At 72.5% G+C, this 25,502-nt stretch carries 15 protein-coding genes; 10 read left to right on the forward strand and 5 right to left on the reverse strand.

Features of this window, described 5'->3' with window-relative positions; genetic code table 11:
* Positions 1–4 precede the first annotated feature (4 nt).
* On the reverse strand, positions 5–973 hold the full coding sequence (locus tag SM573_RS17710; RefSeq protein ID WP_474609873.1) for a TrmB family transcriptional regulator: 969 nt from the start codon (positions 971–973) through the stop codon (positions 5–7).
* A 155-nt stretch (positions 974–1,128) separates the two neighbouring features.
* Here SM573_RS17710 and SM573_RS17715 point away from each other — a divergent pair, with 155 nt between their 5' ends.
* On the forward strand, positions 1,129–4,821 hold the full coding sequence (locus SM573_RS17715) for a S8 family serine peptidase (protein WP_474616609.1): 3,693 nt from the start codon (positions 1,129–1,131) through the stop codon (positions 4,819–4,821).
* Positions 4,822–4,966: 145 nt separating this feature from the next.
* Here the strand turns inward: SM573_RS17715 and SM573_RS17720 are convergent, their stop codons facing one another.
* Positions 4,967–7,006 (reverse strand): hypothetical protein, encoded by a 2,040-nt coding sequence (locus SM573_RS17720; protein WP_474616610.1) that lies wholly within the window; start codon positions 7,004–7,006, stop codon positions 4,967–4,969.
* Positions 7,007–7,625: 619 nt separating this feature from the next.
* Between SM573_RS17720 and SM573_RS17725 the strand changes: the two genes are divergently transcribed.
* From SM573_RS17725 to araA, 8 genes are all read left to right on the forward strand, one after another.
* Positions 7,626–8,606: an ABC transporter substrate-binding protein gene (locus tag SM573_RS17725; protein ID WP_474609870.1), complete on the forward strand. Its 981-nt coding sequence runs from the start codon at positions 7,626–7,628 to the stop codon at positions 8,604–8,606.
* A gap of 117 nt (positions 8,607–8,723) precedes the next feature.
* Entirely contained in the window at positions 8,724–10,289 is a 1,566-nt protein-coding gene (locus SM573_RS17730) for a sugar ABC transporter ATP-binding protein (protein WP_474609869.1), read from the forward strand.
* Positions 10,286–11,386, forward strand: coding sequence for an ABC transporter permease (locus SM573_RS17735; protein WP_474609868.1), 1,101 nt, complete (start codon positions 10,286–10,288; stop codon positions 11,384–11,386). Before SM573_RS17730 ends, SM573_RS17735 begins: the two co-directional genes overlap by 4 nt.
* On the forward strand, positions 11,383–12,396 hold the full coding sequence (yjfF, locus tag SM573_RS17740; RefSeq protein WP_474609867.1) for a galactofuranose ABC transporter, permease protein YjfF: 1,014 nt from the start codon (positions 11,383–11,385) through the stop codon (positions 12,394–12,396). The genes SM573_RS17735 and yjfF overlap by 4 nt, the downstream gene beginning before the upstream one ends.
* Positions 12,393–13,412 (forward strand): LacI family DNA-binding transcriptional regulator, encoded by a 1,020-nt coding sequence (locus tag SM573_RS17745; RefSeq protein WP_474609866.1) that lies wholly within the window; start codon positions 12,393–12,395, stop codon positions 13,410–13,412. The genes yjfF and SM573_RS17745 overlap by 4 nt, the downstream gene beginning before the upstream one ends.
* A complete protein-coding gene (gene araB, locus SM573_RS17750; RefSeq protein ID WP_474609865.1) occupies positions 13,409–15,085 on the forward strand; it encodes a ribulokinase in 1,677 nt (558 codons plus the stop codon). Before SM573_RS17745 ends, araB begins: the two co-directional genes overlap by 4 nt.
* A gap of 1 nt (position 15,086) precedes the next feature.
* Positions 15,087–15,764: an L-ribulose-5-phosphate 4-epimerase gene (locus SM573_RS17755; protein ID WP_474609864.1), complete on the forward strand. Its 678-nt coding sequence runs from the start codon at positions 15,087–15,089 to the stop codon at positions 15,762–15,764.
* 30 nt (positions 15,765–15,794) lie between these two features.
* On the forward strand, positions 15,795–17,306 hold the full coding sequence (gene araA / locus SM573_RS17760; protein WP_474616611.1) for an L-arabinose isomerase: 1,512 nt from the start codon (positions 15,795–15,797) through the stop codon (positions 17,304–17,306).
* Positions 17,307–17,413: 107 nt separating this feature from the next.
* Here the strand turns inward: araA and SM573_RS17765 are convergent, their stop codons facing one another.
* Complete coding sequence (locus SM573_RS17765; RefSeq protein ID WP_474616612.1) at positions 17,414–18,604, reverse strand: cytochrome P450 family protein; 1,191 nt, start codon at positions 18,602–18,604, stop codon at positions 17,414–17,416.
* A 515-nt stretch (positions 18,605–19,119) separates the two neighbouring features.
* Here SM573_RS17765 and SM573_RS17770 point away from each other — a divergent pair.
* A complete protein-coding gene (locus tag SM573_RS17770) occupies positions 19,120–22,218 on the forward strand; it encodes a beta-L-arabinofuranosidase domain-containing protein (RefSeq protein ID WP_474609861.1) in 3,099 nt (1,032 codons plus the stop codon).
* A 92-nt stretch (positions 22,219–22,310) separates the two neighbouring features.
* Here the strand turns inward: SM573_RS17770 and bla are convergent, their stop codons facing one another.
* Together bla and SM573_RS17780 are read right to left on the reverse strand one after the other, a co-directional pair.
* Complete coding sequence (bla, locus tag SM573_RS17775; protein ID WP_474616613.1) at positions 22,311–23,261, reverse strand: class A beta-lactamase; 951 nt, start codon at positions 23,259–23,261, stop codon at positions 22,311–22,313.
* A 114-nt stretch (positions 23,262–23,375) separates the two neighbouring features.
* Positions 23,376–25,334, reverse strand: coding sequence for an ABC transporter ATP-binding protein (locus SM573_RS17780; protein ID WP_474609859.1), 1,959 nt, complete (start codon positions 25,332–25,334; stop codon positions 23,376–23,378).
* Positions 25,335–25,502 lie beyond the last annotated feature (168 nt).

The following is a 25,502-nucleotide window of genomic DNA, read 5'->3' on the forward strand; positions in this document are numbered from 1 at the left end:
GCGCCTAGAGCCAGCCGCGTTCGCGGGCCTGCCACCCCAGCTGCATCCGCGACCGGGAGTTCGTCAACTCCATGAGGTGCTGCACCCGGCGAACCACCGTGCGGCGGCTGACCCCCAGACGAGCGGCCACCGCCTCGTCGGTCAGGCCGGCGACGAGCAGGGACAGCAGGTGCCGGTCCGTGGCCGACACCGGTACGGCGGCGGCCAGCCCGCTGGAGTCGGCCACGGACAGCGGGGTGGCCTGGTTCCACACCGTCTCGAAGAGCGCGATCAGCGCGTCGAGCAGGCCGCACGGGTGCACCAGCAGCGCCGCGTCGTGCGCCGACTGCGTCCACGCCAACGGCAGCAGGGCCAGCTCCCGGTCGGCGACGGCGAGCTTCGTCGGCAGGCCGTACGCCAGCCGGGCCTGCTCACCCTCCTGCACGTGGACGACGACGCTCTCCAGCATCGTCCGGTCGGTCAGCGCGTCCGTGTCGTACACCGCCCGGTAGACGACCCCGGCGGCCTGCCGGTCGAGCTGCTGGCGGTTGACCGCCTTCGGCACCGCGTACGGCGGAGCGACCAGCACCCGCATCTGCCGCCGGGCGACGTGCTGCAACCGCTCGAAGGCCTGCGCGACCGCCGCCCGACCGGAGACGATCTCGATGAGCTCCTCGGTACGCCGGTTGGCGGCCCGGCTACGGGCCTCCTGCGCGAGCCGCCGCGCCGCCGCCCGCACGCCCTCCAGCTCCTCCTGCCGTCGGCGGACCTGCTGCTCCACAGCCAACTCCGGAGGCACCGGCACGACCCGCTCCTCCGGACCCGGCGTGTGGTGCACGAAACCCTTGCGGTGCAGGGAGAGCACGGCACGGCGGACCTGGGCGACGGTGAGACCGGTCCGCGTGGCGAGCTGCGTCACCGCGGCCCCACCCTGCCGCACCAGCGCCAGGTAGGTGGACTCCTCCGCGACGCTCAGCCCCGCCGGTCCCAGCACGATCGTCCTCCCTGGCGCATCTGGGCCATGGCGCAGCTGCGCTGGCCCTAGATCCTTCCCGCCTCCCTGACGAAGTGTGACGCTGCCTGCCGTACCGCCGGCACGTCAAGGGGGATACTGTGGTCGGTTCATTACGCAAGGTGCTCGCCGTCACGGTGGCTGTCATCACCGTCCTCACCGCCATGCCACCGGCCGGCGCCGCCACCGCGACTGACACAGTTGCGCCAGCCCCACCCGGCGGAGCGACCCACACCGTCACGCTGATCACCGGCGACGTCGTCCGACTCACCCGCTTCGCCGACGGCCGGCAGCAGGCCAGCATCGACGACCGGGGACGCGCCGACCGGCGCGGCTTCCACCTGTCCGAACGCGACGGTGACGTCTACGTCGTGCCGGACGAGGCGTTGCCGTACGTCTCCGCCGGCCTCGTCGACCAGGCCCTGTTCAACATCACGGACCTCGTCGCCGACGGCTACCACGACGCGGCCAGCCCGACCCTCCCGCTGCTCGTCGCCGGGGCGCCCGCCACCGCCCGGACCCGCGCGGCCGTCCCCGAGGCACCGCCCGGCGCCACCCGCACCCGCGTCCTGTCCAGCATCGGGGCGGTCGCCGTCACCGAACCCAAGACCGAGGTGGCGGCGCTCTGGGACTCGCTGACCACCGGCCCGCGCACCCTCGCCGGCGGTGCCCGACGTGTCTGGCTGGACCGGCGGGTCCGCGCCGACCTGACCGACAGCGTGCCGCGGATCGGCGCGCCCGCGGCGTGGCAGGCCGGGTACGACGGGCGGGGGGTCACCGTGGCCGTGCTCGACAGCGGCTACGACCCCACGCACCCCGACCTCGCCGGACGCGTCGCGGCGACCGCCGACTTCACCTCCGACACCCCGACGGCGATCGACCGGGTCGGGCACGGCACCCACGTCGCGGCCACCATCGCCGGCAGCGGACGTGCGGGACGGGCCGGCGGCAAGGGCGTCGCCCCGGGTGCCCGGCTGCTCATCGGCAAGGTCCTCGACGACACCGGCTCCGGCGACCTCTCGGCGGTCATCGCCGGCATGGAGTGGGCGGTCGACCACGGTGCCCGCGTGGTCAACCTGAGCCTCGGCGCGCCCGCGTACGGGCCGGACCCGGTCAGCGAGGCCGTCGACGCGTTGAGCGCCACCTCCGGCGCCCTCTTCGTGGTGAGCGCCGGCAACTCCGGCCCCGGCGCACAGACCCTCGGCACGCCCGGCACCGCCACCGCCGCCCTGACCGTCGGCGCCGTCTCCGACCGGGACGAACTCGCCGACTTCTCCAGCCGAGGGCCGCGCGCCGACGACGGCGCCGTCAAACCCGAGATCACCGCACCGGGCGTGGGGATCGTCGCGGCGCGCGCCGCGGGCACCTCCCTCGGGGAGGTGGTCGACGCCTCCTACACCGCGATGTCCGGCACCTCCATGGCCGCGCCGCACGTGGCCGGCGCGGCGGCGCTGCTCGCACAGGCCCATCCCGACTGGCGGGGCGAGCAGCTCAAGGCCGCACTGGTCGCCAGCGCCCGGCCGGGCGGCAGCGCACCGGTCTGGGCGCAGGGCGTCGGTCGGGTCGACGTGCCGGCGGCGCTGGCGCAGACCGTCCGGGTCGACACCGCCAACCTCGTGCTCGGGCAGGTGCCCGCCGGTGCCGCACCCCGCACCGCCGAGGTGGTCTACCGCAACACCGGCCGCGAGCGGGTCACCCTGGATCTCGCCGTGACCGCCGCCGACACCGGTGCCACCGGCCGGGCCGCCGCGCTGACCGTCACGCCCGCCCGGCTCACCGTCCCCGCCGGGGGGCGCGCGACCGCGACGGTACGGCTGGACGCCACGGCGACCAGCCCGAACCGGTACGCCGGGACGCTCACCGCGACCGCTGCCGGCCAGCGGCTGCGCACTCCCGTCGGCGTCACCGTGACCCCGCCGACGCGGACGCTCACCATCGAGGCGACCGACCGGGACGGCCGGCCGGCATCCGGATTCAGCAGCCGCGCCGAGCTGTGGAACCTCGACACCGGGCAGTTGTCCTACGCGTTCTTCACCGGCGCCCCGGCCAGAGTGGAGCTGCCGGCCGGCCGGTACGCGGTGATGGCGTACGTGCACAGCCTGGACGCCAGCGGCGTCGAGAAGGACCTCACATTCACCGGCGAGCCCGAACTCGTCGTGGACCGGGACCGCACCGTCCGCTTCGACGCGCGCGCCGGCCACGAGATCCGCATGGACACCCCCGACGCGACGGTCGTCACCCGTGGCGCGGTCTCCTGGCAGCGCACCGCCGGCCCCCACTCGACCGTGTCCGGCTGGTCGTTCAACCCGCGCAACGTCCGGCGGGTCTACGCCGTGCCCACCCGGCCGGTGCAGACCGGCACGTTCCAGTTCTTCAGCCGATGGGACCTGAGCGCACCCGAACTGACCGCCCGGGTGACCGGTGCCGGGGGCTTCCGCCTGACCCGTCCACTGCCCGTCGACAACGCGCCACTGCTCGACGGCGTCCGCACCCTGCCGCTGGTCGACGGCGGCGACGGCACGCCGGCCGAGCTGGGCGCGGCCCGCGGCGCCGCGCTGCTGCTGCGGTACGTCGATGACGAGGCGGTCGCCCGACAGCTGCGGGCCGCCGCCGAGGCCGGCGCGACGGTCGTCTTCTTCGCACCCACCGAACCGGTCACGATCCTCCCGAACGGCGCCGGCTCGTCGGTGCCCGCCTACCAGATCGACCACGACGAGGGCCGACGGCTGCGCGAGCGGTTGGCCGCCGGCGCGACCACGCTCGCCCTCACGGGTGTGGCGCGCAGTCCCTACCACTACGACCTGCTGCTCGCCGAGCCCGGCCGGATCCCCGCCGACCTGCACTACACGCCGCGGGAACTGGCGCTGGCCACCGTGGAGAGCGAGTTCCACCAGCACGGGTCGGACCTGCGGGCGCTGGAGTCGCGGGCCGGCTACCCGACCGGGGTGGACGTCGCGTTCTCGTTCAACCGGCCGGTGACTGCCGGGCAGCGGCGCACCGACCACGTCACCGGCGGGGTGCTCTGGCGGGCGGAGGCCACCGCCGAGGCCGAGAACCTCGGCGGCACCCAGGGCGCCATGCACGGCCCGCTGCGGGCGTACGCCCCCGGCGAACGGGCGCGAGCGGTGTGGTTCCCCGCCCTGACCCGACCCGCCGTGCCGGCGGCCTCGCCCGACTACGCGCACGGCACCCCGATCAACCGTTGGCACGACACCATCCGGGTGGCCGTCCCCCAGTACGCCGACGGCGCCGCCGGCACGTACGGCTGGATCGACGGGCGGTCCGACCGGGCGCGGTTGACGCTGCGCCGCGGCGACCGGGTCATCGGCACCACCACCGCGTCGTCGCACCAGTTCACCGTCGACAACGGCAACCGGACCTACCAGCTCACGCTGGACGTCACCCGGGACACCTTCCCCGACCGTGTCTGGTGGACCACCTCGATCGCGACGTCCACCACCTGGACGTTCCGCTCCCAGCGGCCGAAGGGGGAGCAGCCGTCGGTGCTGCCGCTGCCCCAGATCGGGTACGCGATCGGGACGGACCTGACCAACGCCGTCCGCGCCGGGCGGCCGTACCCGCTGCGGCTCACGCCGGGCTACCAGCCGGGCGCGACCGGCCGCGGCCGGTTCGAGGTGCGGGTGTGGGTGTCCCACGACGACGGGGCCCACTGGCACGCCGTGCCCACACGCGGCGATGGGACCGTGACCGCCACCATGCCGGCCGCCCCGGCCGGCGCTCGGTTCGCCACCGTCCGGGTCACCGCGACCGACCGCGACGGCAATCGCATCGACCAGACCATCACGCGGGCCTGGAAGGTGCTGCCCTGACCTGACCCGCCGTCGGGCCGCGGCGCGGACACGAGCGACGCGGGACCCGACGGCACCCGTGGAGGGTGTTCTCCGGCCGCTCTCCACGGCACGGCGGTGCCGGGCGACTCCACCCTCCGTCGCCCGGCACCGTCTCGTGCCGCGATCACGCGCAGGGGCCGCCCCCGCACACGTCGACGACCTTGCCGGTGAGCAGGAAGACCGCCTTCTGCCGCTGCGCGCCCGGCTGGGCGCGCGGGTGCTCGTGCGGGTCGTCGCCGTACTCGGGGCCGACCGGGGCGAGGTTCGTCGGCGGTGGCGCCGACGTCGCGCCGCTGTTCCAGATCACGATCGCCGAGCCCGCGTACGGGTACCGGCGGATCGGCGGGATGCCCCAGTACGGCTCCACGTCGTGCGACCAGCCGGGGGCGAGAGCCGGGGTGTGCAGGCGGGCGCCGATGGTGCGCGCCTCGACCTCGGCCGCGGCGGGCGAGACCTGGTGGTCGCCGAAGGCCACGTGCATCAACACCTGGTGCGCCGGCGTACGCGGCAGCGGGTCGTCGGTCATGTGCTGGGCGTACCCGTTGGCCTCGGCGCGGTCCCACAGCATCTGCAACAGCGCGAAGATCAGCTGCTGGTCGACCCGGTCCGGGTAGTACCCGTCCATGATCTGCTGGAACTGCGCGAAGTCGACGCTGCGCTGCAACAGCGTCGAGTAGTTCATACCGGGCACACCGAGCACCGAGCGCGTCCAGTCCTGCGCGACGGCGGTGAGCGCGCCGCCGTTGATGCCGCCCTGGCTGTTGCCGTCGTAGTGCAGCCCACCCCGCACGTCGATCAGCGGACGCCCCCGGGTGTCCTGGAACGCCGGGTGCGCGGCGAACCCACCGCGGTGGATCATCGTCCGGCCCAGGAAGAGGAAGTTCAGGAAGCTCTGCTGGAGCCGGTCCGCCACCGCGGGGAAGACGCTGAGGTCGGTGAAGGCGCCGGCCACGAACGGGACGTCGGCCGCCGCCATGCCGATCCAGCTGGTCGCGCAGAAGGTGAAGTCGTACGTGGCCGACATGGTCTTGACGTTGCCCGCGTTGATCTCGGTGGGCCGGCCGAGCAGGCCGTGCCCGTAGAGCGACAGGTGCGCGGGCCGGGCGGCGGAGGCGCTGCGCGGGATGTTGCAGACGAAGTCCGCCCGCAGCGTGGTGCCCGACGGTGTGGGCAGGGCGTACGGCGTGCGCGCGGTCCCGTCACCGTGGGCCGGCCCGTAGTGCAACCGCGAGCCGGGGCCGCCGTCGCCGGTCAGGTAGGACGGCACGTCGACGGTGCCGGTCACCTGCCGGGCGATCCGCGGGTCCTGCTCCGGGGTGTAGTCGGTGACCTGGTCGACCGTGAACGTCGGCGCGGCCCGGCCGAGCCGGCCGAACGCGTCGTCGCGCACGGCCAGCATCCGCCCGGTCAGGCCCTTCCGGCTCGCCACCGTGAAGTCCCACGCCAGGTAGAGCTCGCCGCGCTTGACCCCGGCCCGGCCGAGGTCGGCGAGGATCCGCTTCATCTGTGGGGCGCGACGGTCGCGGGGTGAGATCCCGCCGCCGGTGACGTACGCCCGGAACGCCCTCGGCGCCGGGATGCGCGCGTGGTCACCGTCGCGCATGTCGCGCAGGCCCACGACATACCGGGCGCCCTCGGTCAGCGCGACCGCCGGCCGGATGATGAGCACCTGCCGGTCGGGTCGGTCGGCGGCGTGCGCGTCCAACTCGGCCCAGTAGGGCGTGCGCTGACCGGTGGTGGTGTCGAGCAGCACGATCGGCGCGTCCCGGGCCAGGGAGCGGCCGATGTCGGTGACCGGCGCGATCCCCGTCGCCGTGGCGTCGAGTCGGGGCACGTGCACCAGGATCGGCGAGCCCGGGCTGAACCCGTCCTGCCGGTTCCACTCGGTCGGGTCGATCGGGCTGCCCTGCACGTTGGCCGGCATCGAGGAGGGCGCGAACCGCACCCGTTTGCCGGTGGGGCTGGCCGGGTCGGGAACGGTGAAGTAGTCGTTCGGGAACGGCAGGAGGCAGGCGGTCGGGTCGATCGGGTCGCAGTCGCCGTGCGCGGGGGGCTGGGGCCGTAGCGGGGGCGCCGCGGCCGCGGCGGTGCCGGCCAGCACCAGACCGGCGGTCGCCAGCACCGACGCGGCGAGACGGAGCCGTCGGGGGAGGGTCACACGCATTTCCTTCGATGGTGGACGGAGGGGACGGTGCGCCGCGCCGGCGGTGGCGGTGGATCAGGGGTCGGGGCGCGGCGGTGTTGTTCTTCCTACGCCCGCGAATGATCGGGAGGCAAGAGCGGCCCCGACGGGCCGGGCCGCGGGGGTCGTTCGACGCGACGAGCCGTGACCCGGCCGACCGCACCGGTTCGCGGTGGGGCCCGTGCGCCGTCGGCTCAGCCAGAACGTCGACCTGGAACCGGACGGTCCGCCCACCGTCAGGCTGCCCTTGTCGTGGCGGACGTCGACACCGGGCCGGTCGGACAGCTCCGGCGACCGGGCATCGGTGGGTGGCCCGGGTGATGTCGGGGCGGTCACGGGGCCGGCGGTGGACGCGTGACCTGCGAAGTGAGCGTTAACATGCGCTGAGGCGAGGGTCAACATACGCATTGCATTCGATCGTGTCAATACTCCCACCTGCGAGGACATCTCCCGTTGACAAAGTGGACACGGGGGGTTGACACGACTTGATGTTAACGCTCACACTTCTGCGCCAGATGGGCAGTGGCTGCCAGGCGGCGGAGCGCGGTGCCGGCCGCACGGAAGGGCCCACCAAGGCGTCAGAAAGTTGGAGGAAAGACCGATGTCGAAGAAGTTCCTCGCGGTCGTCGCCGGCGTGGTGCTGGCCGCGAGCCTGACCGCGTGTGGCGGTGAGTCGTCCTCGTCCGGAGCGGGCGGCTCCGGCAATGACACCATCACGATGGGCTTCGCCCAGGTCGGCGCCGAGTCCGGCTGGCGTACGGCCAACACGAAGTCCGTCCAGGACTCGGCCAAGGAGGCCGGGATCGAGCTCAAGTTCTCCGACGCTCAACAGAAGCAGGAGAACCAGATCAAGGCGATCCGCAGCTACATCCAGCAGAAGGTCGACGTCATCGCCTTCAGCCCGGTCGTCGAGACCGGCTGGGACGCCGTGCTGCTGGAGGCCAAGCGCGCCAACATCCCCGTGATCCTCACCGACCGCGCGGTCGACTCGGAGGACACCTCGCTCTACAAGACCTTCCTCGGCTCGGACTTCGTGGAGGAGGGCAAGAAGGCGGGCGAGTGGCTGGTCAAGGAGTCGGCCGGCAAGCCGGAGGTCAACGTCGTCGAGCTCCAGGGCACCACCGGCGCCGCTCCCGCCATCGACCGCAAGGAGGGCTTCGCCGAGGCCATCAAGGCCGCCCCGCAGATCAAGGTGATCGCCTCGCAGACCGGTGACTTCACCCGCTCCGGCGGCAAGCAGGTGATGGAGGCGTTCCTCAAGTCCAACCCGAAGATCGACGTGGTGTACGCCCACAACGACGACATGGGTCTGGGCGCGATCGAGGCCATCGAGGCGGCCGGCAAGAAGCCGGGTGTCGACATCAAGATCATCACGGTTGACGCCGTGCGTGACGGCATGCAGGCCCTCGCCGACGGGAAGATCAACTTCATCGTGGAGTGCAACCCGCTCCTCGGCCCCCAGCTCATGGAGCTCGCCAAGAAGGTCGTCAACGGCGAGGAGGTGCCGCCGCGCGTGGTGACCGAGGAGACGACGTTCACTCAGGAGCAGGCGAAGACCGAGCTGCCCAACCGCAAGTACTGAGGTCGGGCGGACCCCGCCCACCGGCGCCCCCGCCGTCCACCCGGACGGCGGGGGCGCCCACCCCCGACGTCCGGCCCGTGGCCGGCCATGGCACGTAGCACCTGATGGAGGACCACCATGTCGGTGGACGCGAAGCAGGCACCGGACGCGGCCGAACCGGCCGCCCTGGTGCGGATGCGCGGGATCTCGGTCGAGTTCCCGGGCGTGAAGGCCCTGCAGGAGGTGGACTTCCGGCTGCTCCCCGGCGAGGTGCACGCCCTCATGGGCGAGAACGGCGCCGGAAAGTCGACCCTCATCAAGGCGTTGACCGGTGTCTACACCCCGGCCGCCGGCGTCACGACCCTCGAGGGGAGGACGGTGTCCTTCTCCGGCCCGGCAGAGGCCCAGGACGCGGGGATCAGCACCGTCTACCAGGAGGTGAACCTCTGCCCCAACCTCACCGTCGCCGAGAACATCCTGCTCGGACGCGAACCCCGGCGCTTCGGCGCCATCGACGGCAGAGCCACCCGGGCCCGCGCCGCGCAACTGCTCGCCGACATGGGCCTGCACATCGACCCGAGGTCCGTCCTCGCCGAGCACCCCATCGCCGTCCAGCAGCTCGTGGCCATCGCGCGCGCCGTCGCCGTGGACGCGAAGGTCCTCATCCTCGACGAGCCGACCTCCAGCCTCGACCAGGACGAGGTCGCCGAACTCTTCCGCATCATGCGCGTCCTGCGGGAACGCGGCGTCGCCATCCTCTTCGTCTCCCACTTCATCGAGCAGGTCTACGAGATCTCCGACCGGATGACCGTGCTGCGCAACGGCCGGCTCGTGGGGGAGTACCGCACCGCCGAACTCAGCCGGCTCGACCTCGTCTCCCTGATGATCGGACGGGAGCTCGGCACGCTGGCCGAGGTCGAGCGACTCGCCGAACAGGCCGGGGAGGAGGCCAGCAGCGTCCCCTTGCTCAAGGCCACCGGCGTCGGCCGCAAGGGCTCCGTCGCCCCGTTCGACCTCCAGATCAACCGCGGCGAGGTCGTGGGCCTCGCCGGCCTCCTCGGCTCCGGCCGCACCGAACTCGCCCGGCTGCTGTTCGGCGCCGACCGGCCCGACAGCGGTCAGGTGACCGTCGACGGCAAGGCGGTCCACCTGCGCAGCCCCCGCGCCGCCATCGCCGCCGGCATCGCCTTCTGCTCCGAGGACCGCAAGGGCGAGGGCGTCGTGGCCGACCTCAGCATCCGCGACAACCTGATCCTCGCCATGCAGGCCGCCAACGGCTGGGCCCGGCCCATCCCGCGACGGACCAAGGACCAACTGGTCGAGAAGTGGATCAAGGCGCTCGACATCCGCCCGGCGAACCCCGACGCGCTCGTCGGCCGGCTCTCCGGCGGCAACCAGCAGAAGGTGCTGCTCGCCCGCTGGCTGGTCACCCGGCCGAAGCTGCTCATCCTCGACGAGCCGACCCGCGGCATCGACGTCGGGGCCAAGGCGCAGATCCAGAAGCTCGTCGCCGAGCTCGCGCAGGAAGGCATGGGCGTGGTCTACATCTCCGCGGAGCTCGAAGAGGTCGTGCGCCTGAGCCACCGCGTGGTGGTGATGAAGGACCGGGCCAAGGTCGCCGAACTCGACCAGCACGCGACCGTGGACGACATCATGCGGCTCATCGCCCACGTCGACGAGTCCTCCGAGGCGGTGGCGGCATGACCTCCACGCGCGCCCTCGACCGGTTCCGCGACAGCGGGCTGCTCTGGCCCCTCGTGGCCCTCGTGCTGCTGCTCGCCGCCAACGCCGTCGTACGCCCGTCGTTCCTGGCCCTGCGCATCCAGGACGGCCACCTCTACGGCAGCCTCATCGACATCCTGAAGAACGGCGCGCCGACCATGCTCATCGCCCTCGGCATGTGCCTGGTCATCGCCACCCGGGGCATCGACCTCTCGGTCGGCGCCGTCGTCGCCATCTCCGGCGCGGTCACCTGCTGGTTCATCGCCGGAGCGGGCGACCCGACCAGCGCCGGCACCGCCCTGGCCGGCATGGGCATCGCCCTGGCGCTGTGCGCCGTGCTCGGCCTGTGGAACGGATTCCTCGTGGCCGCCCTGCGCATCCAACCGATCATCGCGACGCTCGTGCTCATGACGGCCGGCCGGGGCATCGCCATGCTCATCACCGACGGCCAGATCATCACCGTACGCAACCCGACCTTCCGTACGGTCGGGGCCGGTTTCCTGCTGCTGCCCGTCTCGATCCTCATCGCCGTCGCCGTGTTCGCGCTCGTCGCCCTCGTGACCCGCAAAACCGCGCTCGGCCTGCTCATCGAGTCCGTCGGCATCAATCCCGAGGCCAGCCGGCTGGCCGGCCTGCGCTCGGCCACCATCCAGTGGACGGTCTACGTGTTCGCCGCGATCTGCGCGGGCGTCGCCGGCCTGATGATCAGCTCGAACGTCAGCGCCGCCGACGCCAACAACGCCGGGCTCTGGATCGAGATGGACGCCATCCTCGCCGTCGTGATCGGCGGCACCTCGCTCGCCGGTGGCCGCTACAGCCTCACCGGCACCCTGCTCGGGGCGCTCATCATCCAGACGCTCACCACGACCGTCTACAGCATGGGCATCGCCCCCGAGATCACGCTGGTCTTCAAGGCCGTCGTCGTCATCGCCGTGTGCCTGCTCCAGGCGCCCAAGGCGCGGGCCGCCCTGCTGCGCCGCACCCGGCGACGCCACGCGCCGCCCGACGCCGGGACCGACGCCCCGCAGCACCCGCAGACCCCGACCACGCCCATGGTGGAGAAGGTGGCCCAGCCATGACGACCTCGACAGCGCCCGTCAAGGGCAAGGCCCCGATCGGAGCCCTTCCGAACGGCCGGTCGCTCTCCGCCCGGGTCGTCCCCGTGATCGCCACGTTCGTGCTGTTCGTGCTCCTCTTCGGGGTCGGCACCGCCCGCTACGACGGGTTCATGTCCGGCCAGGTCGTGGCCAACCTGTTCATCGACAACGCCTTCCTCATCGTCCTCGCCGTCGGCATGACCTTCGTCATCGTCACCGGCGGCATCGACCTGTCGGTGGGCGCCGTGGTCGCGCTGTCGACCATGGTGGCCGCCGCCGGCCTGCGGGCGGGCATCCCCATGCCGCTCGTGGTGCTGCTGGTGCTGCTCATGGGATCGACACTCGGCCTGCTCATGGGCCTGGTCATCCACTACTTCGAGATCCAGCCGTTCATCGTGACGCTCGCCGGGATGTTCCTCGCCCGCGGTCTGTGCTTCGTCGTGAGCGTCGAGTCGATCTCCATCAAGGACCCGACGTTCCGCACCTTCGCCACCACGGCCATCCCGCTGACCGGTGACGTGACGATCACCTGGAGCGTGGTCCTCGCCCTGGCCGTCGTGGCGGTGGCCGTCTGGGTGCTGCACCGCACCCGCTTCGGCCGCACGGCGTACGCCATCGGCGGCAACGAGGGCTCCGCCACCCTCATGGGCCTGCCCGTCGCCCGGGTGAAGGTCGGCGTCTACGTCATCAGCGGGCTCTGCTCCGCGCTCGCGGGGCTCCTCTTCTCGCTCTACATGCTCTCCGGCTACGGACTGCACGCCGTCGGCATGGAGCTGGACGCCATCGCCGCCACCGTCATCGGCGGCACCCTGCTCTCCGGCGGCGTCGGCTACGTCCTGGGCTCGCTGCTCGGCGTGCTCGTCCTGGGCGTCATCCAAACCCTGATCTCCTTCCAGGGCACGCTCAGCTCATGGTGGACGAAAATCGCGATCGGAACCCTGCTGCTCCTCTTCGTCGTCATGCAGCGAATCTCCATGCGGAGGCAGCGGTGACGGCTGCCTCCCGGGCGCCGGTGATGGCCGACGTCGCCCGCCTGGCGGGCGTGTCCCATCAGACCGTGTCACGGGTGATCAACGGATCGCCCAGCATCAAGCCGGAAACCCGGGAGCGGGTCCTCCAGGCCATCGAACGGCTCGGCTACCGCCCCAACACCGCCGCCCGCGCGCTGGTGCGCGGACGCTCCGGGATGATCGGCATCATCGGCACGGCCCGGACCTTGTTCGGCCCGACCAGCATCCACCGCAGCGTCGAGGACGCGGCGCGCTCCGCCGGGTTCTTCGCCACCTCGGTGAGCCTCAGCGAGGTGACCAGGAACGCCCTGAGCGACGCCACCGAGCACCTCATGCGCGTCGGCGTGGAGGGCATCGTCATGATCGCCGGCCACGACGAGGCCCTCGAGGTCGTCCGCATGCAGCCCTCCCGCGTCCCCTTCGTCGTGGTGGAGGGGGACCTGTCCAAGGCGTCCCTCACCGTCGGCGTGGACCAGGTGCTCGGGGCCCGCCTGGCGACGGAGCACCTCCTCGGGCTGGGGCACCGGGAGATCGTGCACGTCAGCGGCCCGCTCAACTGGGCGGAGGCCCGCGCCCGCGTCGAAGGCTGGCGCCTCGCCATGACCGAGGCCGGCCTGCGCCCGGCCGAACCCGTACCCGGCGACTGGAGTTCCCGCAGCGGGTACGCCGCCGGGCTGCGGATCTCGGAGATGAGCGAGACCACCGCGGTGTTCGCCGCCAACGACCAGATGGCCATCGGGGTGCTGCGCGCGCTGCACGAGCGGGGCCGGCGCGTGCCCGAGGACATCTCCGTCGTCGGGTTCGACGACGTCCCCGAGGCCGCCTACCTCATCCCGCCGCTGACCACCATCCAGCAGGACTTCGACGCCGTCGGTCGCCGTGCGATCGAGGTCGTCACGCAGGCGATCAGGGGCGAGGAGCTGCACCCCTCGCCGTTGGTCATTCCCACGCTCGTGGTGCGCGAGAGCACCACGCCGCCGACAAGGACCAGCACATGACCAGTGACAAGTACGTGGTGGGCGTCGACTTCGGGACCCTGTCGGGCCGGGCCCTCGTGGTCCGGGTGTCGGACGGCGCCGAACTCGGCTCGGCCGTGCACGAGTACCCGCACGCCGTCCTCACCGACGCCCTCCCCGCCGGGCCGGCGCTGCCGCCGGAGTGGGCGTTGCAGGTGCCCCAGGACTACCGCGAGGTGCTCCGGGTGGCGGTGCCGGCCGCGGTGCGGGACGCGGGCATCGACCCGGCCGACGTCATCGGCATCGCCACCGACTTCACGGCCTGCACCGTCCTGCCGACCACCGCCGACGGCACACCGCTGTGCGAGCTGCCGCCGTACGCCGACCGGCCGCACGCCTACGTGAAGCTGTGGAAGCACCACGCCGCCCAGGGGCAGGCCGACCGCATCAACGAGCTGGCCCGCCAGCGAGGGGAGGCGTGGCTGCCACGCTACGGCGGGCTCATCTCCTCCGAGTGGGAGTTCGCCAAGGCGCTCCAGGTCCTGGAGGAGGACCCCGAGGTGTACGCCGCGACCGAGCGCTGGGTGGAGGCCGCCGACTGGATCGTGTGGCAGCTGTGCGGCAGGTACGTCCGCAACGCCTGCACCGCCGGCTACAAGGGCATCCTCCAGGACGGGACGTACCCGACACCGGAGTACCTGGCCGCCCTCAACCCCGGCTTCGCGGACTTCGTCGTCGACAAGCTCGCGCACCCGGTAGGCCAGCTCGGCGAGGCCGCCGGGCGGCTCACCGCGCAGGCGGCTGCCTGGACCGGGCTGCCCGAGGGGATCGCCGTGGCCGTCGGCAACGTCGACGCCCACGTCACCGCGCCCGCCGCCCAGGCGACCGAGCCGGGCCAGATGGTGGCCATCATGGGGACCTCCACCTGCCACGTCGTGTCCAGCAGCGTGCTGCGCGAGGTGCCGGGCATGTGCGGCGTCGTGGACGGCGGCATCGTTCCGGGCCTCTGGGGCTACGAGGCCGGGCAGTCCGGTGTGGGTGACATCTTCGGCTGGTTCACCCGCACGGGCGTGCCCGCCGCGTACGAGGCCGAGGCGGCCGAACGCGGCGTCTCGGTGCACGAGCTGCTCACCGAGCGGGCCGCCCGCCAGGCCGTCGGTGAGCACGGGTTGGTCGCCCTGGACTGGCACAGCGGCAACCGGTCCGTCCTCGTCGACCACGAACTCTCCGGAGTCGTCGTGGGGCAGACCCTCGCGACCCGTCCCGAGGACGTCTACCGCGCGCTGCTGGAGGCCACCGCCTTCGGCACCCGGGTGATCCTCGAGACCTTCCGCGACAGCGGCGTGCCGGTCGAGGAGCTCATCGTCGCCGGCGGCCTCACGAAGAACCGCCTGCTCATGCAGATCTACGCCGACGTCACCCGGATGCCGCTGTCGATCCTCCGCTCGGAGCAGGGCCCCGCCCTCGGCTCCGCGATCCACGCCGCGGTCGCCGCCGGCGCGTACCCCGGTATCACGACCGCGGCCAAGACCATGGGCCGCGTCACCCGGGCCGCGTTCGTGCCCGACGAGGGGCGGGCGGCGGCCTACGACGCCCTGTACGCCGAGTACCTGACGCTGCACGACTACTTCGGCCGGGGCGCGAACCCGGTCATGAAGCGGCTCAAGGAGATCCGCCGCTCCGCCCTGGGCGGCGCCGCCCGAGAGGAGATCTGACGTGACCGTCCTGACCGACGTCGACGCGACGATCCGCAACCTCCGGGAGGAGGTGTGCCGGCTGCACGCCGAGCTGACGCACTACGAACTCGTGGTGTGGACCGCCGGCAACGTGTCGGCGCGCGTCCCCGGCCGCGACCTCATGGTCATCAAGCCCAGCGGCGTGGCGTACGACAAGCTCACCCCCGAGAACATGGTCGTCTGCGACCTGCACGGCACCGTCGTCGACGGTGACCACGCCCCCTCGTCCGACACCGACGCCCAGGCCTACGTCTACCGCCACATGCCGCACGTCGGCGGCGTCGTGCACACCCACTCGACGTACGCGACGGCCTGGGCCTCGCGGGGCGAGCCGATCCCGTGCGTGCTGACGATGATGGCCGACGAGTTCGGCGGCGACATCCCCGTCGGCCCGTTCGCGCTCATCGGCGACGACTCCATCGGGCGCGGGATCGTGCAGACCCTCTCGCAGAGCCGGTCGCCCGCGGTGCTCATGCGCAACCACGGTGTCTTCAGCATCGGCCCGAACGCCCGCGCCGCCGTGAAGGCCGCCGTCATGTGCGAGGACGTCGCCCGCACCGTCCACATCGCCCGTCAGCTCGGCCAGCCGCTGCCCATCGGTCAGCGTGACATCGACTCCCTCTACGACCGCTACCAGAACGTCTACGGGCAGCGTTGATCCGCCCCGGCAACTCGAGGAGACCCACCCATGCGTGCTGACCCCCACCCCGCCCCGGAGCTGTGGTTCCTGACCGGCAGCCAGCACCTGTACGGCGAGGAGACGCTGCGCCAGGTCGCCGAGCAGTCGCAGGCGATCGCCAAGCACCTCGACGCGAGCGGCGTGCTGCCCGCCAAGGTCGTCTGGAAGCCGGTCCTCACCGACGCGGCCGCCATCCACGCCCAGATCCTGGCGGCCAACGCCGCCGGCGGGTGCATCGGCGTCATCACCTGGATGCACACGTTCTCCCCGGCGAAGATGTGGATCGCGGGCATGGACGCGCTGCGCAAGCCGATGCTGCACCTGCACACCCAGGCCGGCGCGGAGTTGCCCTGGTCCACCATCGACATGGACTTCATGAACCTCAACCAGGCCGCCCACGGCGACCGGGAGTTCGGCTACCTCACCGCGCGGCTCGGCGTGGCTCGCAAGATCGTCGCCGGGCACGTGAGCAACCCGGCGGTCGTCGACCGCGTCGCCACCTGGGCCCGCGCCGCCCTCGGCGCGCACGAGCTGCGGACGCTGCGGCTGGCCCGGTTCGGCGACAACATGCGCGACGTCGCCGTCACCGAGGGGGACAAGGTCGAGGCGCAGCTGCGCTTCGGGGTCTCCGTCAACACGTACGGGGTGAGCGAGCTGGTCGAGGTCGTCGACCAGGTCTCCGAGGCGGTGGTCGACGACCTGGTGCGCGAATACCTCGACAGCTACGACGTGGCCGCCGAACTGCGCCCGGGCGGGGACCGGCACGACTCGCTGCGCTACGGCGCCCGGATCGAGGCGGCCCTGCGCACCTTCCTCACCGACGGCGGCTTCCGCGCCTTCACGACCAACTTCGAGGATCTCGGCGGGCTGCGCCAACTGCCCGGCCTGGCCGTGCAGCGGCTGATGGCCGACGGCTACGGCTTCGGCGGCGAGGGCGACTGGAAGACGGCCGTCCTGCTGCGCGCCGCCAAGGCCATGGAGGCGGGCCGGCCCGGTGGCACCAGCTTCATGGAGGACTACACCTACCACCTGGTGCCGGGGCAGGAGAAGATCCTCGGCGCCCACATGCTGGAGGTCTGCCCCAGCATCGCCGGGCGCCGGCCCACCCTCGAGGTCCACCCGCTCGGCATCGGCAACCGGGAGGACCCGGTCCGGCTGCGGTTCACCGCCGCCCCCGGCCCCGCCGTGGTGGTGGGCCTGAGCGACCTCGGCGACCGGTTCCGCCTGACCCTCAACGAGGTGGACGTCGTCGAGCCCGACGAGGCGTTGCCCCTGCTCCCGGTCGCGTGCGCCGTGTGGGAGCCCCGCCCGACCCTGTCGACCTCGGCCGAGTGCTGGCTGCTCGCCGGCGGTCCGCACCACACGGTGCTGTCCAAGGCGGTGGGTACGCAGGAGTTCCGCGAGCTGGCCGAGATGCTGCGCACGGAACTCGTCGTCATCGACGCGACCACCACGCCCGAGGAGCTCCAACGGGAACTGCGGTGGAGCGCCGCCTACCACCGCCTCGCCGCTCGGCTCTGACACCCCGCGAATCCGCCTGTGCCGCCGCCGAGGGCGTGACCGCGGGCCCGACACCGCACCGGGCGGGCGCGGCGTCGCGCCGGCTCCGCCGTGGCCGGCGCGGGGGCTCACACCCGCAGCGGCAGGCCGCCGTGGTGCAGCCGGAAGGAGTCCAGCGCCCCGGGGTCGACCGCGAGACGGAGGTGGGGGAGCTGCCGCGCGATCCGTTCGAACATCACCCGGCTCTCCAGCCGGGCCAGGTGTGCGCCGAGGCAGAAGTGGATCCCGTGGCCGAAGGCGATGTGCCGGCGCACGTCGGTGCGGTGGATGTCGAACACGTGCGGCCGGTCGAACACGGCGGGGTCGCGGTTGGCTCCCCACAACGACAACCCCACCCGGTCGTACGCCGGGATCCGTCCACCGCCCAGCTCGATGTCCTGGAACGCGTACCGGGGCGGCACGATCTCGACGGGGCCGCGGAACCGCAGGGTCTCCTCCACCACGGCGGCCGCCAGCGCCGGCTGCGCGCGCAGCGCCTGCCACTGCTCCGGATGGGTGAGCAGGAGGCGGATGCCGTTCACGATCAGGTCGACGGTCGTCTCCTGACCGGCGATGAGCAGCAGCTGCACGAGCGCCACCAGCTCGTCGCGGTCGAGCCGGTCGCCGTCGTCGGTGAGGGCCACGAGCGTGGAGATCAGGTCGTCCTCCGGCGCCGCCCGGCGCCGGACCGCCAGCTCGTCGAGGTACGCCGCGAACTCGAGGGTGGCCGCCGGGCCGCCCGGGCCGGCCGACACGATCTCGGCGGACCAGGCGCGGAACCGCGGCCGGTCCGCCTCGGGAACGCCGACCAGCTCGGCGATGACGTTCACCGGCACCGGGTCGGCGAGGTGGGCGACCGCGTCGATGTGCCCCTGCCCACGGGCGTCGGCGACCAACCGGTCGGCGAGGTCGCCGATCCACGGCTCCAGCCGGGCCACCGCCCGCGCCGTGAAGCCACCGCTGACCAGTCCCCGTAGTCGGGTGTGGTCGGGCGGGTCGATCGTGATGAGCTGGCGCGCCTCGATCCTGGCCACCGCCGGCAGGTGGTGCCGGGCGGGCGGGCCCATCCGGGGGCAGTGGCGGTGGACCTCGTGCCCGATCGCCGGGTGACGCAACCCGGCCAGGACGTCCGCGTGGCCGGCCACCACCCACAACCGTTCGCCCGCGGGATCGATCTGGAGCACCGGCCGTCCGCTGTCGCGGACCCGGTCGTAGAACTCGTGCGGATCGCGGCGGACCGCCGGGTCCCACAACTCGGACGTGCCGAACCTGGCGGTCACGCCGCCTCCTCGATCAGGGAAGTCCGCGGTGCCCGCGGGGAGGGTGCGGCGCCGCTCTCGGCGGCCGACTCATCGACGGGCGTCGTGCGGCGAGGGCGGTTCGCAAGGCCGGAGGAAGGGAGGTGAGCGCTAACATAGGCAGGTTTCCGGAACGTGTCAATCCTGGGACCTTACTTGTTCGTAGGGATTGACGAAGCCGTTTGTTAACGCTCACACTCCTGACATCGGTCGAACTCCACACCGACGCCCAGCCCCGGATCACCGGCGTCGACGGCGAGGCCGATGCACCACACGCGACCACCGCGTCGGGCGAGCCCTCCGCAACGGACCTCCGCCGTCCCCGGCCGCACCAACGGACGCCAACGGACGCGACACGGACGACCGGCGTCGCCGCCGCGACCCGGGCGGCCGGCGCCACGGGCGCGAGCCCGGCGCACCACGGACCCGGGTGCCGCGAGCAGCCCCCCGAGCACGCGATCGGCCCCACACACCCACGTGGAAGGACGAACCCAGAAGTGGCCCACTCCGACAAGGTCTCCGTCAACCGACGCCAGCTGCTCCAGGCATCCGCGGCCGGCGCCGTCGCCGTCGCCTCCTCCGGCGCCCTCGTGGCGACACCCGCCCAGGCCGCGCCGGACAGCGCACCGGCGACCGCCCCGGCGGCGCACGGCCCGATCCCGCCCGACCCCGGTCCCGGCGGCACGGCCCCGGTCCGACCGTTCCAGCTGCGCGACGTCCGGCTGGGCGACGGCCTGCTCCAGGAGAAGCGCGACCGCATCAAGAACTACCTCCGGCAGTACGACGAGCGCCGCTTCCTCGTGCTCTTCAACAACCAGGCCGGCCGACCGAACCCGGCCGGCGTCGCGGTCCCCGGCGGCTGGGAGGACGGCGGCCTGCTCAGCGGCCACTGGGCCGGCCACTTCCTGACCGCCCTCGCGCAGGCCTACGCCGACCAGGGCGAGCCGATCTTCAAGAGCAAGCTCGACTGGATGGTCGACGAGCTCGCGGCCTGCCAGGACGCGATCACCGCCCGGATGGGCAACGGCGGCCCCGGCGGCGAGGACCCGCAGGAGCCGCAGATCGGGCGGGTGCCGGGCAAGTTCGGCAACGGCCTGCGGTTGAACGGCCCGAGCGCCGCGGAGCACGTCACCCTTCCCCAGGAGGCGATCAGCCAGCTCACCGACTTCACGATCGCGACCTGGGTGAACCTCGGGTCCGCCCAGAACTGGAGCCGGGTGTTCGACTTCGGTCAGAACAGCACCGTCAACATGTTCCTGACCGCGCGCGCCGGTGTCACCGGCAACGTGCCGCGCTTCGCGATCACCGTCGGCGGCTCCGGCGGGGAGCAGCAGATCAACGGCACCACGGCGCTGCCGACGAACCAGTGGGTGCACCTGGCCGTCACGCTGTCGCAGAACACCGGCACGCTCTGGGTGAACGGTGAGGTCGCGGGCACCAACGCGAACATGACCCTCAACCCGTCCCATCTCGGAAACCCGGGCAACCGCTGGATCGGACGCTCGCAGTACGGCGACCCGTTCCTGGACGCCACCATCGACGAGTTCCACATCTTCGACCGCGCGCTGAACGCGCAGGAGGTCCGGTCCCTGGTCGACTCGCCCGCCGGCACCACCGGCGGCGGCACCATCGCGTGGTATCGCTTCGACGAGGCGGACGGCTCCACCATCAAGGACTCCTCGCCCAACGGCCGCGACGGCGGCATCGTGGCGAGCCAGGGCGACGGGGCCGCCCTGTGGGTCCCGACCCACCCCGGATACCTGGGTGCCATCCCGGAGGACGCGGTGCTGCGGCTCGGCCCGCCCCGGTACGCGGTCTACGGCGGCAACCTGAGCACCAACACGTGGGCGCCCTGGTACACCCAGCACAAGATCCTGCGGGGCCTGCTCGACGCCTATTACCACACCGACAACCAGAAGGCGCTCGACGTCGCCGTCAAGATGGCCGACTGGGCGCACCTCGCGCTGACCGTCGGGGACAAGAACCACCCCGACTACGCGGGCCCGATCACGCGCGACAACCTCAACTACATGTGGGACCTCTACATCGCCGGCGAGTTCGGCGGCGCGAACGAGGTCTTCCCGGAGATCTACGCGCTGACCGGCGACGCGAAGCACCTGGAGACCGCCAGGTGCTTCGACAACCGGGAGTCGCTCTTCGACGCCGCCGTGCAGAACCGCGACATCCTCGTCGTGACGCCGGAGAACCGGCCCGGCCGCCGGCGCCCCGACCGGCTGCACGCCAACACGCACGTGCCGCAGTTCATCGGGTACCTGCGCGTGTACGAGCACAGCGGCGACCACGAGTACTTCCAGGCCGCGAAGAACTTCTTCGGCATGGTCGTCCCGCACCGCATGTTCGCCAACGGTGGCACGGGCGGCAACTACCCCGGTTCCAACAACAACATCGAGATGTTCCAGAACCGGGACAACATCGCGAACGCCATCGCCCAGGGCGGCGCGGAGACCTGCACCACCTACAACCTGATCAAGCTGGCCCGCAACCTGTTCCTGCACGAGCAGGACCCGGCGTACATGGACTACTACGAGCGCGGGCTGCTCAACATGATCACCGGCTCCCGGGCCGACACCGCGAGCGTCAGCAACCCGCAGGTCACCTACTTCCAGCCGCTGACCCCGGGCGCCAACCGCAGCTACGGCAACACCGGCACCTGCTGCGGCGGCACCGGCCTGGAGAACCACACCAAGTACCAGGAGACGATCTACTTCAAGTCCGCGGACGGGCGGAGCCTCTGGGTCAACCTGTACCTGCCGTCCACCCTGACCTGGGCGGAGAAGGGCTTCTCCGTCACCCAGGAGACGACCTACCCGCGCAGCGACCGCACGAAGCTGGTAATCAACGGCAAGGGCCGGCTCGACCTGAAGCTGCGCGTGCCGGGCTGGGTGCAGAAGGGCTTCTTCGTCACCGTCAACGGCACCCCGGTCAAGACCAAGGCCAAGCCGGGCAGCTACCTGACGGTGAGCCGGACGTGGAAGCGCGGCGACGTCGTCGAGATCCGCATGCCGTTCAGCATCCGCGTCGAGCGGGCCCTGGACCGCCCGGACACGCAGGCGATCTTCTGGGGGCCCGTGCTCCTGCAGATCCTCGGCGACCCGGGAGCCGGCGGCTACCGCGAGCTGTCCCTCTACCGCCACCTCAAGCGCGACGGTGACTACGCCCGCTCGGCGATCACGCACGCGAGCACCACCGACGCCGGCGACATGCTCTTCACCACGCACGAGCTCACCCTGCGGCCGTACTACATCAGCGACACCCAGCCCGTCTCGTCGTACTTCCGCCGGGTCGAGCCGACGATCGTGTTCGGGTCCGTCGACACGGGTGTGCCCAACCGCAAGCGCAACGACGGGCTGCCCCGCTACGACGTCCCCGTGACGGGCATCCCCTCGCCCGGCACGGACGGCCCGACCTTCCTCGACCTGGTCTGGGACGAGGCGCCGTTCGCCAACCACGGCCAGTTCGTCTCGGTCGTGGCCCGTACCACCGAGGCGTTCGTCAAGGCGCGGGTGTTCACTCCGGAGGAGGCGGCGCGCGTGCTCGTGGCCGCCGCCCGAGCCAACAAGGAACTCGCTCCGTAGGTGCCGTGCCTCTACGGGGCCGCAGAGGCCCAGTTGGCGGCGGTCCGGCCGACCCGCTCGACCGGACCGCCGTCACACGGTGGCGGGACGGCTCACGTCAGCACCGCCACGACGTACGCGGCGGCCTCGGCGAGCAGCCTCTGGTCGTAGCGGGCGTCCCGGCTCTCCTTGCTGGACATGATCGAGACGACCAGCGGCGCCGATCCCGGTGGCCACACCACGCCGATGTCGTTCAGCGTGCCGTGGTCACCGGTCCCGGTCTTGTCCGCCACCGTCCACCCGCGCGGGACGCCGGCCCGGATGCGCTGGGCGCCGGTGGTGTTGCGCACCAGCAAATCGCGCAGGTAGGCGCGCTTGTCGTCCGGCAGGGCGTCGCCCAGCACGATCCTCTGGTAGGTGGTGCCGATGGCCCGGGGCGAGGACGTGTCCCGGGGGTCGCCGGGTGTCGCGGTCACGATCGCCGGCTCCACCCGGTCCATCCGGGTGACGACGTCGCCGAGCCCGCGCACGTACGCCGTCAGCCGCGCCGGACCGCCGAGCTCGCGCAGCAGCAGGTTGCCGGCCGTGCCGTCGCTGAAGCGGACCGCGGCGTCGCACACCTGCCCGATCGTCATCCCGGTGCCCACGTGACGCCGGGTGACGACGGAGCTCTTCATGAGATCGCCCTCGCCGTAGCGGACGACCGTCTCCAGGTGCGACATCGGGTGCGCGTGCAGGACCGCCGCCGCCGCGAGCCCCTTGAACGTGGAGCAGAACGCGAACCGCTCGTCCGCCCGGTGGGCGACCGTCGCGCCCGTGCCGGTGTGCAGGGCGTACACCCCGAGCCGGGCGTGGAATCGCCGCTCCAGCCCCACCAGGCGGTCGTGCCGGTCCGTCCCGCCGGCGGCGGACGGCGAGGGAGCGGCGGGGGAGGGCGCGGTGGCGGACGGCGTCGCGGCGCGGGGCGACGGTGAGCCGCCGCCCCGGGTGCACGCGGCCACCGGCAGGAGCGCGGCGGCGCCCAGGAGGAGGCGCCGGGAGACGGCCGGTCGGGTGGAGGTCATGCTCGCCCTCCGCTGCTGAGTCGACGATCGCGAAGCCACAGGGGGAGTACGCGCGGGGCGGTGGGTGCGGTTGCATCCCGCCGGGCCGGCGTCACCGACGCCCCGGCGCCCGGCTCAGGGGGACGTGGTTCCCGGCGGCGGCGCGGCCTGGTAGCCGGCCGCCTGAAGGGTGAACAGCTCGGCGTAGCGGCCGCCGGCGGCCATGAGGTCGTCGTGCCTGCCGGCCTCCACCAGGCGTCCCTGGTGCAGCACGTAGATCCGGTCGGCGTGGCGGACGTTGGCCAGCCGGTGGGTGATGAGGATGGTGGTGAGCCGCCCCTGCCGGTCGCGGATGGCCTGGAAGAGCGCGTCCTCCGCGCGCGGGTCGAGGGCGGAGGAGGGCTCGTCCATGATGAGCAGCTCGGCGTCGCGCAGGAAGCCGCGCGCGGCGGTGATGCGTTGCCACTGGCCGCCGGAGAGGTCCTGGCCGTTGGCGAAGGTGCGGTCCAGCAGCGTCTCGTAGCCGTGCGGCAGCTCCTTGATCATCTCATCGGCCGCGGCGCGGGCGGCGGCCGCCTCGATACGCTCCTGCCGGGGCTCGGCGTCGACCTCGCCGATCGCGATGTTCGTCGCCGCCGTGAACGGCCACTTGTGGTACTCCTGCGTGACGACCGCGATGCGGGCGTTCAGCGCGTCGGGATGCCACTCCGACAGCGGACGGCCGTTCCACCGGATGGTGCCCTCGGTGGGGCGGCGCAGCCGGGCGATCATCGCGGCGAGGGTCGACTTGCCGGAGCCGTTCTCCCCGACGAACGCCACCGTCTGCCCGGCCTCGATGGTCAGGCTCACCCGGTCGACGGCCGGGGCGTCCCGGTCCGGATAGCGGAGGCTCACCTCCCTGATGGCCAGCTCCCGCAGCGGGCCGGGCGACGCCGCGCCGTCCGGGGCCGGCTCGGGAAGGTAGGCGGCGGCACGCGCCATGAAGCCGGTGTAGTCGCGGAAGTGCTGGCCCTCCGTGTAGACCCGGTCCATCTGGAACGTGGCGATCGCCAGGGACCGTTGCGCCGACTGCACCGCCACCACGCAGGTCGCCGCGGCGGCGAGCGGGATCTGCCCGTCGATCAGGAGCAGCCCCAGCAGCACGTAGACCGCGGCGGTGGCCACACCGGCGATCACCGACCCGACGGTGGTGGTCGTGGTGACCCGCCGCGCCAGCCGGAGCTGGATGTCGGTCTCCACGCCCATGACGCGGTCGTACTGGTCGAGCAGGAACCCGCGCAGGCCGTAGGAGCGCAGTTCGGGCGCGGAGACGCGTTCGGCCATCAGCCGGTGCAGCAGCCACATCCGCCGACGGCGCACCGAGCCGGCCGCGTAGGTCTGGTAGCGCAGGTGCCCCGCCCGCAGCGACGCCCACGCGTTGGGCACCGTCGCGACCAGCAGCGCCGGCAGCAGCAGCGGGTGGATCACCACGACGGCCACGGTCACGGCGAGCAGCCCGGTCAGACCGGCGAGCAGGTTCATCGAGGCCTGCACCAGCTCGGTCGTCTCCTCCGCCCCGCGGGTGGCGCGTTCCATGTCGTCGGCGAACGCGTCGGCGTCGAAGGCCTCCAGCCGCACCGCGGTGGTCACCTCGAACAGGCCCCGTTCCACCTCACGATCCACCTTCGGGGTCAGGCCGTTCTGGGCGTACCCCATCGCCGTGGCCATGCCGGCGCGCAGCGCGGTGGCCGCGGCGAGCGCCGCCAGCGCCGGCAGCGCCGCGACGACCTTGTCCGCGGTCGGCCCGCCGGCGAACAACTCCACCAGCACCCGCTGGGTGGCGAGCAGACCGAACGCGGCCATCGCGCCCGCACCGACCGTGGTGAGCGCGACCACCGCCGTGCGGGCCCGGTCGGCCCGCCAGCTGACCTTCAACGCCGCCCAGACCAGCTGGGGCAACTCCGCGAACACGGCGGACATGCCGGCCTGGGCCCGCGCCCGCATGCCGCTCTCCCACCACATCTCCCGCAGCTCCGGCAGCACCGACTCCGTCCGGGTCGGCTCGGCGCGCCGAGCCGGCGGTGGTGCCGCCTCCGTGGTCGCGGTCTCGGTCATGGGCGTACCTCCCGGGATCGGCGTCTGGGCTGGCCACCCGCATTCTCGTTGCGGCTCGCATCGAAGCCAATACGGATAGTCATCGGCGCTGATCGGTACGTGCCAAGACGGACAACGCCGGGAGGTCACCATCGGCTCCGCACGGTGGTGACGGCTATTTCACGCAAC

The organism is Micromonospora xinjiangensis (assembly GCF_056150165.1).